Raw genomic sequence first — 12331 nt, 5'->3', positions numbered from 1 at the left:
GGTTGAATCACCGCGGTGCCGGCATCGCAGGCAAGCCAGCTCCCACAGTTGATTGCGGATAGGTGGCAGTTTGTTTTCAGCTCGCTTTCAGTACCGCTTTTACCGCCGCAACCGACCGCTCGACATCCGCCTCTGTCATCGCCGTGAACATCGGCAACGACACGATCAAACGCCCAACACGCTCAGCCACCGGGAACATGCCCTCCTTGAAACCCTGTGCCCGGTACAAGCTCAGCAGGTGGATTGGCGGGTAGTGATAGCCAATGCCGACGCCGTGGGCCTGCATCTGTTCCATGAACGTAGCGCGGGCAGGCAGACCATCCTGACGCTCCGGCAATACCAGCTGGAACAGGTGCCAGTTGCTGTTTTCGAAATCCGCTGGCGGCAGTTGCGCGCCGTATTGCGCTTCAAAATCGCTGCCGAAGCACTTGAAGTAATGGCGTGCCAGTTTCTGGCGATGCGCAGTGATTTTCTCGATATGCGCGAATTGCCCCAGGCCGATGGCTGCGGCTATGTCGGTCATGTTGAATTTGCCACCCAGCACATCCACGTCCAGGCCGTCGAAGCCGGTGCGGGTAACACCTTGCAGGCGATACTTTTCAGCCAGACGGGCTTCCTCGGCGTTGTTCAACACCAGGCAACCGCCTTCGGAAGACGTGATGTTCTTGTTCGCCTGGAAGCTGAACGAGACGAAGTCGCCGGTCGCGCCGATACGCTCGCCATCCCAGCTGGAGCCCAACGCCTGGGCGGCGTCTTCGACAATGCGCAGGTTGTACTTGTTGGCCAGCGCGTAGAGCATCGGCATATCCAGGGGCAGGCCCGCCAGGTACACCGGAATGATCGCCTTGGTGCGTGGGGTGATCGCGGCTTCTACCTGAGCCAGGTCGATATTGCGGGTGACCGGGTCGATATCCGCAAATACCGGCGTGGCCCCTACTTCCAGAATCACGTTTGCCGTGGCGACCCAGGAAATCGGCGTGGTGATCACTTCATCGCCAGGCCCGATGCCGGCGATGCGCAACGCGATCTCCATGGTGCAGGTGCCGGAATTGAAGGTCCGCACCGGACGGCCGCCAAAGTATTCCGAAAGCTGTGCTTCGAACGCCTGCACTTTCGGCCCGCTGGTGATCCAGCCCGAGCGCAGTACATCGCCGACCGCCGAGATGGTCGCTTCATCAATGGTAGGTTTGGAAAACGGCAGAAAGGGCTGTTGGCTCATAACGACGAAGGCATCCGTTTCAGATAGGCGATGAGTAATAGAGGTATCAGTACCGCATGGTTGCACGGCTCGACTGAATATAGCCTGTCGTCGGTGAACGAATTGTCATGTTGCGCATAAAAAATGCCGCTTATCAGCGGCATTTTCTGTTGCAGGTCAGAATGAAACGCGCGCTTCAAGAAACACATTCTGCTCTTTGAGTTTGCCCTTGAGCTGTTCATCGCGGGCGTTTATCCGGTTAGCGAAGGTGTTGTAGCCGGTTTCGACCTTGCCCATGTCCACGTAACGCCAACCTGTGCCCAAAGTGACCTTTTCGCTGACCTTGGCCTCCAGGCCCAAGCCTGCGCTGTAGGCAAAGTTGTAGTGGCGGTTACTGGCGAACTGGCGAGTCGCATTGCTCTGGTACCCCGCGGCATCGATTTGCGCCATGCCGATACCGGCCATTGCGTAGAACGACAGCCAGTCATTGACCGGGATATTTTTATAGCCGTTGAGCATCACGCGCTGGCTGTCGACCTCCAGGCGGTTAACGTTGGAATTGAAGGGGGCCCAATAGGAGTTGAACGTCGAGCTGCTGCGCGTGGTGTATTCCCCTTCCAGGCGCCAGCCATCGGCAAAGGCGTAACCTAAAGCCAATGACCCAGTGAACGCCTTGTTACTGTCAGGGGCCTCCACGCGATCAGTGACGCGTGGGCTGGTCAATTGCGCACTGGAGAGGTTCTGACGGGCACTGTTGAGTTTTGCCGACCCGTACCAGTTTTCTGCTTGAGCCAAGGGTGCAGCTAACGCAGAGAGAGCCAAAGCGTAAGCAAGTTTTTGCATGGGAGAGGATTCACTTTAACTAAGAGAATCTCAGTGTGGCGCTTGTTACTTTTGTGTTCGGCAGGAGTTTTCCGCTTTCAACGGGAAAAAGCAGAAGGTCTGGGCGGCGGCGGCGATCGTAGAGAAACAGGCATAAAAAATGCCGCTTAAAAAGCGGCATTTTTTATGGGCAGGTATTACTCGGTCACAGCATTTTTCGCGAGGATGGCGTTGGCCAACTCCATGTCCGTGGCCTGCAGGCCAGGGTTGTCGGCGCGAACTTTCTGCATGGCAGCTTCCAGGTACGGGCCGCGGATGCCGCCGTCGCTGGCGACGAAGCTACCGGCGTCGTCTTGGGCGGCGACCACCAGCTTGTGGTCCTTGAAGGTCAGGTACGTCGAGCCAGTCGTGGCGCCCGACGAGATGACATTGCGCCAGAAGCTGTCGGCCATGGCTGAACCGACAGGTAGGGAAAGCACAGCGAGGGTCGCGACAGCATATTTGAGACGCATGGTGGGTGACTCCGGGTGGGTTATCTGAACAGTTTGATTGTAGATAACCCAGGCGAGTTCCATCACTGACTAAACAGTTTCGACCTGTAAAACCACGCCATCCTGACCAATGACACGTACTTGAGCGCCCACGGGGCTGTCCGGCCCGGTTGCCATCCACACGCCATCGCCGACTTTTATCTTGCCTCGGCCATCGACGATAGCTTGATGCACCACAAAGGTGCGCCCTATCAATTCCGAGCCGCGCATATTCAGCCCCGGCTGATCGCTGACTTTGGCGCTGCTGCGCTGGCGCTTCCACCAGTACACCGCTGTGAGGATCGACAACACGGCGAATAGCAGCAGCTGCCATTCCAGCCCGAGCGGTGGGATCAAAAACTTGATCACGCCCACAGCAGCGGCAGCGATCCCCATCCACAGCAGGTAGCCACCGGCGCCGAATACTTCAAGAATCAACAGCACCGTACCCAGTGCCAACCAATCCCAGAACGACAGATGCTGCAGGAAATCCCACATGGCGATCGCCTCAGCCTTTCTTGTTGTCGAACGTTGCCTTGACGATTTCGCCGATCCCACCCACGGCGCCAATCACCTGGCTGGCTTCCAGCGGCATCAGGATGACTTTGCTGTTGTTGGCCGACGCCAGCTTGCCCAATGCATCGATGTATTTCTGCGCCACGAAGTAATTGATGGCCTGCACGTTACCGGTGGCGATTGCTTCGGAAACCACCTGGGTCGCACGGGCCTCTGCTTCTGCCTGGCGTTCACGCGCTTCGGATTCGAGGAAGGCTGCCTGGCGTCCACCTTCGGCTTCAAGGATCTGCGCCTGCTTCTTGCCTTCGGCGGTCAGGATCGCCGATGCCCGCAGGCCTTCGGCCTCCAGGATCTGCGCACGCTTGATCCGCTCGGCTTTCATCTGGCCGGACATGGCGGCCATCAGGTCGGCGGGTGGGCTGATGTCCTTGATCTCGATCCGGGTGATCTTGATGCCCCACGGCGCCGTGGCTTCGTCCACGGTGCGCAGCAGCTTTTCGTTGATGCCGTCACGCTGGCTAAGCATCGCGTCCAGCTCCATGGAGCCGAGCACGGTACGGATATTGGTTTGCAGCAGGTTACGGATGGCATGCTCGAGGTTATTGACCTCGTAGGCGGCCTGGGCGGTGTTGACCACCTGGAAGAAGCACACGGCGTCGATCTGCACGGTGGCGTTGTCGGCGGTGATCACTTCCTGGGGCGGGATATCCAGCACGCTTTCCATCACGTTGATCTTGCGACCGATGCGGTCCATGACCGGGATGATGATGTTGAGGCCAGGTTTAAGGGTGTTGGTGTAGCGGCCGAAACGCTCGACCGTCCACTGGTAACCCTGAGGCACCACCTTGAAGCCCATGAAAAGGATGGCCACGGCCAACCCGACGAAAAGAAGCAGTACGGTTCCGATCTGCATAGCGATTCCCTATCTGATGGTGTCAGTGAAGCGACGTGCGGCCGATTGTAACGGTCTGGTCACGGATAAGGACGGTTTCAGCGGGCAACAAGCAAATCATTTGTTTCTGAATCCCCAGGCGTTACTCGTAATACTTCTGCCATCGTTGTCAGCCCGGCATTCACTTTGTCGATGCCGCTCATCCGCAGGCTACGCATGCCTTGGCTCCGCGATGCGCGACGTAAGGCCTGCACGTCGGCGCCCGGTGTGATCAGCGCCTTGAGCTTCTCGTCCATCACCATGATTTCGTAGAGCCCGGCGCGGCCTCGATAACCGCTATCACGGCAGTCCGCGCAGCCGACCGCTTCATGGGTATTGCCGTGCCCAGTCACCCCACGTTTGCAGTGAGGGCACAAAAGCCGCACCAAGCGCTGCGCCATCACACCTATCAGCGTAGCTTTGATCAAATAATGAGCAATGCCAAGTTCCTGCAAACGGCTGATAGCGCTGGATGCATCGTTGGTGTGCAGGGTCGATAGCACCAGGTGCCCGGTGAGCGCAGCCTGGATGGCCATTTCTGCAGTTTCCTGATCGCGAATCTCACCGATCATGATGATGTCCGGGTCCTGGCGCAGCAGTGCGCGAACACCGCTGGCGAAGGTCAGGTCGATGTTGTGCTGCACCTGCATCTGGTTAAAGGCAGGTTCCACCATCTCTATCGGGTCTTCCACCGTGCACAGGTTGACCTCGCGGGTCGCCAGGTGCTTGAGCGTGGTGTAGAGCGTGCTGGTCTTGCCTGAACCGGTAGGCCCGGTGACCAGGATGATGCCATTGGCCTGGCCGGCCATGGCATGCCAGCGTTGCTGATCATCGGCAGACAAACCCAACTGGTCGAAATCCTTGAGCAAGACGTGCGGGTCGAAAATCCGCATCACCAGTTTTTCGCCAAACGCTGTCGGCAGTGTTGAGAGGCGCAACTCCACTTCGATGCCCGCCGGGCTCTTGGTCTTGACCCGGCCGTCCTGGGGTTTGCGTTTTTCCGCCACATTCATACGGCCCAGACTTTTCAGGCGGCTGACCACCGCCATGGTGACCTGGGGTGGAAACTGATAGACGTCATGCAGCAGCCCGTCGATGCGGAAACGCACGCGGCCCTGGTCGCGACAGGGTTCGATATGGATGTCACTGGCTCGCTGGCCGAAGGCGTACTGCAACAGCCAGTCGACGATGTTGACGATATGCGCGTCATTGGCGTCCGGCTCCTGATCACCGGCGCCGAGGTTGAGCAGTTCGAAGTTGCCAGACACCGCAACTTTTTGATCGGCACCGCTGACGGACTTGGCCAGCCGGTAGAAGTCACCGATACAGCGCTGAATCTCTCGGGGGTTGGCGACCACGCGCCTGATCGAGCGCTTGAGCACCTGTGCCAAACCGGCCTCCCATCCACGGATATGCGGCTGGGCGCTGGCGACGGTGACGGTCTGCGCATCCACCGCCACCGCGACCGCGAGGATGGCGTGGCGTTGCGCGAACGCGTGGGACATCAACGGCACCACCGCCGCCACGTCGATCTTCAGCGGGTCGATACGCAGATAAGGTTGCCCGACATGCCCGGCAAGCCATTGAGTCAACGTTTCGAGGCAAGGCCCTTCAGCCGCGATGCTTTCCAACGGATGTCGAGTGGCGGGTGCTTTCGCTGCCCTTTGGGCCTCGTCCGCTGTAATCAGCCCCTGCTCGACCAATGCAGGTAACAGTTGATGCAGTTCCAATCGATGATCGTGCAAGGCGGCGAGCATGAAGAATTCCTGAGTGACGGCGGGCCTAATCTCAGGCTAGCCATCCTCTGAACGCCCACCGCTCAGGGTGTATTGCAGGTTTTTACTGATTGGCCGCCGCCACCGCTTGAGGCCGCACGGAATCAGCCTGCCACACCTCCAGCGAGCACACGCTGATCAGGTTTCGAATCTTTTCACCGATCACCTGGGCGCGATGCCAGCTCAGGCCGTTCATCACGATATCAATGTTCAGCAGGTCGTCGTCACGGCGCACATTGACCTGTTGCGGCGTCAGGAACTGCAGCGCGAAGTAATTCAGTACCCGGCACAGCAGGTCCGGTTCTGCCTCGGCGGTGATCTGATAATGCGCTTGGCAGTGGGCGCTGTTGACGGCCCATGCATCGAGACGCGTAGCGGGGCAGGTGGTTTCGACGGCGTGCATGCTGACTCTCCAGATTCGACTGGAGAAATTTTTACATTCGCACGCGGAGATTTCTTATCTAAGATGCACCCTATTGGTGAAAAAACGACTCAAGTAATTCAGGCTTAGCGCCTTCATAGGTATTTTTATGCACAGTGAGTTGGACGCCTACGACCGCCGCATTCTGGCCCTGCTGCAAGAGGACGCCTCGCTTTCCAGCGCGCAGATCGCCGAGCAGGTGGGTCTCTCGCAATCGCCATGCTGGCGGCGTATTCAAAGGCTTAAAGAGGAGGGTGTGATTCGCGCGCAGGTCACGCTGCTGGACCGCAAGAAGATCGGCCTCAACACGCAGATTTTTGCCGAGGTCAAGCTCAATGCTCACGGACGGTCCAACTTCACTGAATTCACCGAAGCGATTCGCGGGTTTCCGGAAGTCCTGGAGTGCTATGTGCTGATGGGGGCGGTGGATTTTCTGCTGCGCATCGTTACCTCTGACATCGAGGCGTATGAGCGGTTTTTCTTCGAGAAACTGTCGATGGTGCCGGGGATTCAGGAGGTGAACTCGATTGTGGCCCTGTCGGAGATCAAGTCCACCACCAGCCTGCCAGTGTTGCGCTGACTGTGGGAGCGGGCAAGCCCGCTCCCACATTTGACCGAGTTGCCTGGTATTACAGGCGCAGCAACGTCTTCCATGCACGGTTCTGATACACCGCAATCGCCTGATGCATACGCGCATCCAGCGACTCGTCGGTAATCGGCTGATTAGCCAGTACCGCCAGCTTGTTCAGCTCGCCGTACAAGCGGTCCAGTTCCGGAATATCCACCACCTGACGCGCGTGGTGCAGCCAGGCCTGGATGCGTTCAATGCGCGGCAGCTGCTCGGCCAGGTCTTCCGGTTGTTGCTGGTAACGTTGCAGTTGCAGGGCAACGGCGTCGTCAGCCAACAGGCGCGGCAGCCAGTTGGTGATTTGCGCAGCGCCCTGGCGGTTGCCACGCACGTTGCGGTCGGCGGTCCAGGTGCGGGCCAGCAGCCAGCGCGAGGTGTTCAGCGAGAACAAGCCCCAGCGCACGTCTTGCAGTTCTTCAACAAACTGTTCAGGTGCGGCTTTGCGGATGTCTTCATCGTCGTCACCGGCCTGCACCAGTGGGCGCCAGTCTTCCAGCAATGCATCGAGTGCGCTGCGCAGCTCGCTGGTGGATTGACGCGGGGCGGCCTGACCTAGGCTGCCGATCAGCGCGCGCAGTTCACCGAGGTTTTCGACCCAGTCCTGCAGCAAGCGCCAGTGGCCATTGAAGCGATATTGCTCGGCCAGGCGCTGGCTGCTGCCCAACAGGTGCCACATGATCGCGGCGAAGGCGTCGTCCAGCGGCATTTCGGCGTGGATCTGCGGCGCCGGCAGGCTCAGCGAGTAGCTGCTGGCGTCATACAGACGGTAGCCGCGCTCGGCCTTGCTGATATCGCACGGCATCAGCGCCAGGGTGGCGGCCAGTTCGGCGGCCAGTTCCAGCAGGGCGGCCGGTTCACCTTCGCGCAGTTCCAGTTCCAGCTCGCAGATTTCTTCTTTCTGCTTGCCGACCACGACGTGGCCCAGGTCCAGAGCGGCTTCGATCACGACCTTGGCCTTGCCACGGCCCCAGGCGATTTCGGCACGTTCGCGCACAAAATCGGTGGTGAAAATCGGCTTGAGGGTCTTTTTGTCCAACTCGGCCAGTTGCTCGGGCCAGCATTCGCCGTCGAGCTTCTTCACGTCGAGCTTGGCTTTGGGCAGGTCCCAGTTGTACTCGTTGCGTTCCGACAAGCCGGCGACGCTTTGGCCACGGGTCTTGAGGGTCTGGATGATTTCGTCACCGTCCTTGCGCAAACGCAGGGCGACTTTGGCCTGAGCCAGGTCGCGCTCGGGGGTGTCGAAGTATTGGTTCATCAACTCACGGCGTTCCCAGCCACTTTTGTTGCGTTTTTTCAGTAGCGGGTGCTCACGCAGCGCGGCGAGTGTTTCGCGGCTGACGCGGAGCTTGATTTCGGTTTCTTTCTGCATGGCCGGAAAATCCAGGATCGGGAGCGCAGCCGGGGAAAAGAGTGGCTGCCAAGGTCGTGCAGTGTACAGGACTGAGCCCGGCAACGCGCCGCAACGGTTTATTGTGGCGTGCAGATGGTTCTATAGTGGGGCTCATCCGGGAAGTTGAGAGGCCGCGCATGCCGTTACCGTCCATGAAAGAGCAATTCGCCGCATTGATTGCCGCGCCGTCGGTCAGTTGCACCCAAGCGTCTCTCGACCAGACCAACCGCCCGGTGATCGATCTGCTCGCCGGGTGGCTGGGCGATCTGGGTTTTGCCATCGACATCCAGCAAGTCAGCCCGGGCAAGTTCAACCTGCTCGCCAGCTTCGGCAGTGGCCCTGGAGGTCTGGTGCTGGCCGGGCATAGCGATACCGTTCCCTACGACGCCGCGCTGTGGAAGACCGATCCGCTCAAGTTGACGGAAGTTGACGGCCGTTGGGTAGGACTGGGCAGCTGCGACATGAAAGGCTTTTTTGCGCTGATCATCGAAGCCGTGCTGCCGTTGCTGGACCAGCCGTTCAAACAACCGCTGCTGATCCTCGCCACGTGCGATGAAGAAAGCTCGATGTCCGGCGCCCGCGCACTGGCCGAGGCCGGGCGCCCGTTGGGCCGCGCGGCGGTGATCGGCGAACCGACAGGCCTCAAGCCGATCCGCCTGCACAAAGGCGTGATGATGGAACGCATCGACATCCTTGGGCAAAGCGGCCATTCGTCGGACCCAAGCCTGGGCCACAGTGCTCTGGAAGCCATGCACGATGCCATTGGTGAACTGCGCGGCCTGCGGCTGGCCTGGCAGCGCGAGTACCGCAACCCGCAATTCAGCGTGCCGCAACCGACCATGAACTTCGGTTGTATCCACGGCGGCGACAACCCCAACCGTATCTGCGGCCAATGTTCCCTGGAGTTCGACCTGCGGCCCCTGCCGGGCATGGACCCCAAGGTGCTGCGCGACGCTATCCGGCAAAAGCTCGAACCCCTGGCCGAGCGTCATAAAGTCAAGATCGACTACGCGCCGTTGTTCCCCGAAGTGCCGCCGTTCGAGCAGGCCGAAGACGCCGAGTTGGTGCGGGTGGCGGAACGATTGACCGGTCATCGTGCCGAAGCAGTAGCGTTCGGCACCGAAGCGCCTTATCTTCAGCGCCTTGGTTGTGAAACCCTGGTGCTTGGCCCTGGCGATATTGCCTGCGCCCACCAGCCGGGCGAGTACCTCGAAATGTCACGCTTGACGCCTACAGTGCGTCTATTGCGGGAACTGATCGAGCATTACTGCCTGAAACCTGCATAAATTAACCCCTGCCCATTCGTACATAAGGAGAGCGAGCGTGTCGCCAAGCCTGTTCCGACGATAACCATCAGCCCGCTGTGCGCTTTTATGTTTCATCCTTTTTTGGCTGCTTTTTATTACAGGCCCAGGTTTTATGCCCGAATACGTCAATTGGCTTCGTCACGCTTCGCCCTACATCAACGCTCACCGCGACTGCACCTTTGTGGTCATGCTGCCCGGCGATGGTGTGGAACATCCCAACTTCGGCAACATCGTCCACGACCTGGTGCTGCTCCATAGCCTGGGCGTGCGGTTGGTATTGGTTCACGGGTCGCGCCCACAAATCGAAGCGCGCCTTGAAGCGCGTGGCCTCACCCCGGCTTACCACGAAGGCCTGCGCATCACGGATGCCGCGACGCTGGAGTGCGTGATCGATGCGGTCGGCCACCTGCGCATTGCTATCGAAGCACGCCTGTCGATGGACATGGCCTCCTCGCCGATGCAGGGCTCGCGCCTGCGCGTCGCCAGCGGCAACCTGGTTACGGCACGGCCGATCGGAGTGCTTGAAGGCGTGGATTACCACCACACCGGCGAAGTGCGCCGGGTCGACCGCAAGGGCATCAACCGCCTGCTGGACGAGCGCTCCATCGTGCTGCTGTCGCCGTTGGGTTACTCGCCGACCGGCGAAATCTTCAACCTGGCCTGCGAAGACGTCGCCACCCGTGCCGCCATCGACCTGGGCGCCGACAAGCTGCTGCTGTTTGGCGCCGATCTGGGCCTGATCGACGAACATGGTCGCCTGGTCCGCGAGCTGCGTCCGCAGCAAGTGCCGGCGCACCTGCAGCGCCTGGGCAGCAACTATCAAGCTGAACTGTTGGACGCCGCCGCCGAAGCGTGTCGGGGCGGAGTAGGGCGCAGCCATATCGTCAGCTACGCCGAAGACGGCGCGTTGCTCACCGAGCTGTTCACCCGGGACGGCGGCGGTACGCTGGTGGCCCAGGAGCAATTCGAACAGGTGCGCGAGGCGGCGATTGAGGATGTGGGCGGTTTGCTCGACCTGATCAGCCCGCTAGAAGAGCAGGGTATTCTGGTGCGGCGTTCGCGGGAAGTGCTGGAGCGCGAGATCGAGCAGTTCAGCGTGGTTGAGCGCGAAGGCATGATCATCGCCTGTGCGGCGCTGTATCAGATCGCGGATTCGGATGCAGGGGAACTGGCGTGTCTGGCGGTCAACCCGGAGTATCGTCACGGCGCACGCGGCGACGTGTTGCTGGAGCGCATCGAGACCCGTGCGCGGGCGCAGGGTTTGAAGACGCTGTTTGTGCTCACCACGCGAACCGCACACTGGTTCCGTGAGCGCGGGTTTGTGCCGAGCAGCGTCGACCGCCTGCCGTCAGCGCGGGCGTCGCTGTACAACTATCAGCGTAACTCGAAGATTTTCGAGAAGGCGCTGTAAGCCTGGTCTTCCTGCCTGATAAAGAGCTGGCTCATGTGGGAGCTGGCTTGCCTGCGATGCAGACGACTCGGTTTTTCAGATAAACCGAGGTGATGCTATCGCAGGCAAGCCAGCTCCCACATTTGATTACCTTATTGGCTGATGAATTTATCGGTCACAAAGGCCGAGTAGTCCGGCAACACCGTCTCAACCTTCCCCTGTTCCTTCAAAAACTTCGCCGTTTCCCCAATCGCTTTCGCCGTGCCCCCTTTAAGCAGGGCATCGGTTTGTTGCGCCTGGGCGTCCGGGAAGGTGCTGCCGGCCAACAGCTCAGGAATATCGGCCGCATTTGAACCTGTCAGTTTGGCGATTTTCTGCACCGGCTCCGAATCCACTGTCCAGCCGTCTTTATGGGCGGCGTAGTCGGCGAATGCATCCAGCGTGACCTTGGCAAACTTGGCCACTGCGTCAGGATGTTTTTCCGCGAAATCCTTGCGCGCTACCCACACCTCAAACGTCGGCGCCCCCCACTGGCCCACCTGGGCTGCGTCTGTCAGGGTTTTTCCGGTCTTGCGGATTTCTCCCAGCGCCGGTGACCACACGAACGCGCCGTCGATATCGCCACGTTTCCACGCGGCCGCAATTTCCGCAGGCTGCAGGTTCACTACTTTGACTTGTTTGGTGTCCAGTCCCCAATGTTTCAGCGCGCCGAGCAGGCTGTAATGAGAGGTTGAGACGAAGGGCGTAGCGATGGTTTTACCGATCAGGTCCTGCGGTTTGTCGATGCCACTGCCATTGCGCACAACCAGGGCTTCAGAAGCATTGATCTGCGCCGATACGATAAAGGTCACGATGGGTAGATTGCGTGAAGCCGCCGCTGCGAGGGGGCTGGAACCGAGGTTGCCGATTTGCACATCGCCGGACGCAATCGCGGTTACAACGTCGGGCCCACTGTTGAAACGGCGCCAGGCAATCTTCTCGCCGAGGGCTTTTTCGTAGAGGCCGTCGGCCTGTGGGACTTTGCTGGGGTCGATGCCGGTTTGGTAGCCGATGGTTAAATCGGCCGCTTTGACACCAAAAGAAAGTATTAGTGACACAAAAACTGTAACAAATTGACGGGAGGATGTGCCTTTGGCCATGATGGCGTCGCCTTTTTGATCGTGGGTGACGTATGCAACAGTACGGCCACACTAATCGATCTAAAAAAAGGCTGGTAAATACCCTTTAGGAATTAGCTTATGGAGCGGTTGGTCTACGCTGATCGGCTCGCCTCATGGAAAGGCTTATTCCTGGATCGTATGAAAAAGAATGAAACAATTCTTTTTGGGTGTATGAAAAACTCATTACCCTGCAGGGACCAAATTAACTGCGGTTAGACGAAGGTAGTAGACATACAAAGTTACGATTGACTTGGTAGTCACTA

The 12331-nt window shown here is 59.3% G+C and carries 12 protein-coding genes; 3 read left to right on the top strand and 9 right to left on the bottom strand.

Features of this window, described 5'->3' with window-relative positions; translation table 11 throughout:
* Nucleotides 1–76: 76 nt before the first annotated feature.
* The 7 genes from ABWL43_RS27935 to ABWL43_RS27905 all read right to left on the bottom strand — a co-directional run bounded on the left by ABWL43_RS27935 (nucleotide 77) and on the right by ABWL43_RS27905 (nucleotide 6175).
* A complete protein-coding gene (locus tag ABWL43_RS27935; RefSeq protein WP_145157933.1) occupies nucleotides 77–1219 on the bottom strand; it encodes a DegT/DnrJ/EryC1/StrS aminotransferase family protein in 1143 nt (380 codons plus the stop codon).
* 156 nt (nucleotides 1220–1375) lie between these two features.
* The gene (locus ABWL43_RS27930) at nucleotides 1376–2041 is read right to left on the bottom strand and encodes an outer membrane protein (RefSeq protein WP_404485814.1); all 666 of its coding nucleotides are present in this window, start codon (nucleotides 2039–2041) and stop codon (nucleotides 1376–1378) included.
* A 176-nt stretch (nucleotides 2042–2217) separates the two neighbouring features.
* On the bottom strand, nucleotides 2218–2532 hold the full coding sequence (locus ABWL43_RS27925) for a DUF2388 domain-containing protein (protein ID WP_003176799.1): 315 nt from the start codon (nucleotides 2530–2532) through the stop codon (nucleotides 2218–2220).
* Nucleotides 2533–2601: 69 nt separating this feature from the next.
* Nucleotides 2602–3048 carry an NfeD family protein gene (locus ABWL43_RS27920; protein ID WP_242199742.1) on the bottom strand — a complete coding sequence of 149 codons (447 nt, stop codon included), beginning with the start codon at nucleotides 3046–3048 and terminating at the stop codon, nucleotides 2602–2604.
* A 10-nt stretch (nucleotides 3049–3058) separates the two neighbouring features.
* Nucleotides 3059–3979 (bottom strand): SPFH domain-containing protein, encoded by a 921-nt coding sequence (locus ABWL43_RS27915; RefSeq protein ID WP_024077991.1) that lies wholly within the window; start codon nucleotides 3977–3979, stop codon nucleotides 3059–3061.
* Between the two features lie 77 nt (nucleotides 3980–4056).
* Nucleotides 4057–5754: a GspE/PulE family protein gene (locus ABWL43_RS27910; RefSeq protein ID WP_404485809.1), complete on the bottom strand. Its 1698-nt coding sequence runs from the start codon at nucleotides 5752–5754 to the stop codon at nucleotides 4057–4059.
* Nucleotides 5755–5836: 82 nt separating this feature from the next.
* A complete protein-coding gene (locus ABWL43_RS27905; protein WP_404485806.1) occupies nucleotides 5837–6175 on the bottom strand; it encodes a hypothetical protein in 339 nt (112 codons plus the stop codon).
* A gap of 127 nt (nucleotides 6176–6302) precedes the next feature.
* Between ABWL43_RS27905 and ABWL43_RS27900 the strand changes: the two genes are divergently transcribed.
* A complete protein-coding gene (locus tag ABWL43_RS27900) occupies nucleotides 6303–6773 on the top strand; it encodes an Lrp/AsnC family transcriptional regulator (protein WP_145157919.1) in 471 nt (156 codons plus the stop codon).
* A 49-nt stretch (nucleotides 6774–6822) separates the two neighbouring features.
* Here ABWL43_RS27900 and ABWL43_RS27895 read toward each other — a convergent pair whose 3' ends face one another.
* Entirely contained in the window at nucleotides 6823–8190 is a 1368-nt protein-coding gene (locus tag ABWL43_RS27895; protein ID WP_242199752.1) for an inorganic triphosphatase, read from the bottom strand.
* Nucleotides 8191–8348: 158 nt separating this feature from the next.
* Between ABWL43_RS27895 and argE the strand changes: the two genes are divergently transcribed.
* Together argE and argA are read left to right on the top strand one after the other, a co-directional pair.
* Entirely contained in the window at nucleotides 8349–9497 is a 1149-nt protein-coding gene (argE, locus tag ABWL43_RS27890; protein WP_404485802.1) for an acetylornithine deacetylase, read from the top strand.
* Nucleotides 9498–9630: 133 nt separating this feature from the next.
* The gene (gene argA, locus ABWL43_RS27885) at nucleotides 9631–10929 is read left to right on the top strand and encodes an amino-acid N-acetyltransferase (protein WP_119737335.1); all 1299 of its coding nucleotides are present in this window, start codon (nucleotides 9631–9633) and stop codon (nucleotides 10927–10929) included.
* Between the two features lie 131 nt (nucleotides 10930–11060).
* On the opposite strand, the gene tauA is transcribed toward argA, so the two are convergent.
* Nucleotides 11061–12047 carry a taurine ABC transporter substrate-binding protein gene (gene tauA, locus ABWL43_RS27880; protein WP_404485799.1) on the bottom strand — a complete coding sequence of 329 codons (987 nt, stop codon included), beginning with the start codon at nucleotides 12045–12047 and terminating at the stop codon, nucleotides 11061–11063.
* Between the last annotated feature and the right edge of the window lie 284 nt (nucleotides 12048–12331).

This window comes from Pseudomonas sp. HT11, from assembly GCF_044875395.1.
Taxonomy (GTDB): Bacteria; Pseudomonadota; Gammaproteobacteria; order Pseudomonadales; family Pseudomonadaceae; genus Aquipseudomonas.
This window is presented reverse-complemented; position numbering and strand designations above follow the sequence as displayed.

Bases quoted from the DNA above. Each gene is read 5' to 3' on its own strand.
- ABWL43_RS27910 (WP_404485809.1), bottom strand. From the start codon at position 5,754: ATGCTCGCCGCCTTGCACGATCATCGATTGGAACTGCATCAACTGTTA.
- argE (WP_404485802.1), top strand. From the start codon at position 8,349: ATGCCGTTACCGTCCATGAAAGAGCAATTCGCCGCATTGATTGCCGCG.
- ABWL43_RS27920 (WP_242199742.1), bottom strand. From the start codon at position 3,048: ATGTGGGATTTCCTGCAGCATCTGTCGTTCTGGGATTGGTTGGCACTG.
- ABWL43_RS27915 (WP_024077991.1), bottom strand. From the start codon at position 3,979: ATGCAGATCGGAACCGTACTGCTTCTTTTCGTCGGGTTGGCCGTGGCC.
- ABWL43_RS27905 (WP_404485806.1), bottom strand. From the start codon at position 6,175: ATGCACGCCGTCGAAACCACCTGCCCCGCTACGCGTCTCGATGCATGG.
- argA (WP_119737335.1), top strand. From the start codon at position 9,631: ATGCCCGAATACGTCAATTGGCTTCGTCACGCTTCGCCCTACATCAAC.
- ABWL43_RS27895 (WP_242199752.1), bottom strand. From the start codon at position 8,190: ATGCAGAAAGAAACCGAAATCAAGCTCCGCGTCAGCCGCGAAACACTC.
- ABWL43_RS27935 (WP_145157933.1), bottom strand. From the start codon at position 1,219: ATGAGCCAACAGCCCTTTCTGCCGTTTTCCAAACCTACCATTGATGAA.
- ABWL43_RS27925 (WP_003176799.1), bottom strand. From the start codon at position 2,532: ATGCGTCTCAAATATGCTGTCGCGACCCTCGCTGTGCTTTCCCTACCT.
- ABWL43_RS27930 (WP_404485814.1), bottom strand. From the start codon at position 2,041: ATGCAAAAACTTGCTTACGCTTTGGCTCTCTCTGCGTTAGCTGCACCC.
- ABWL43_RS27900 (WP_145157919.1), top strand. From the start codon at position 6,303: ATGCACAGTGAGTTGGACGCCTACGACCGCCGCATTCTGGCCCTGCTG.
- tauA (WP_404485799.1), bottom strand. From the start codon at position 12,047: ATGGCCAAAGGCACATCCTCCCGTCAATTTGTTACAGTTTTTGTGTCA.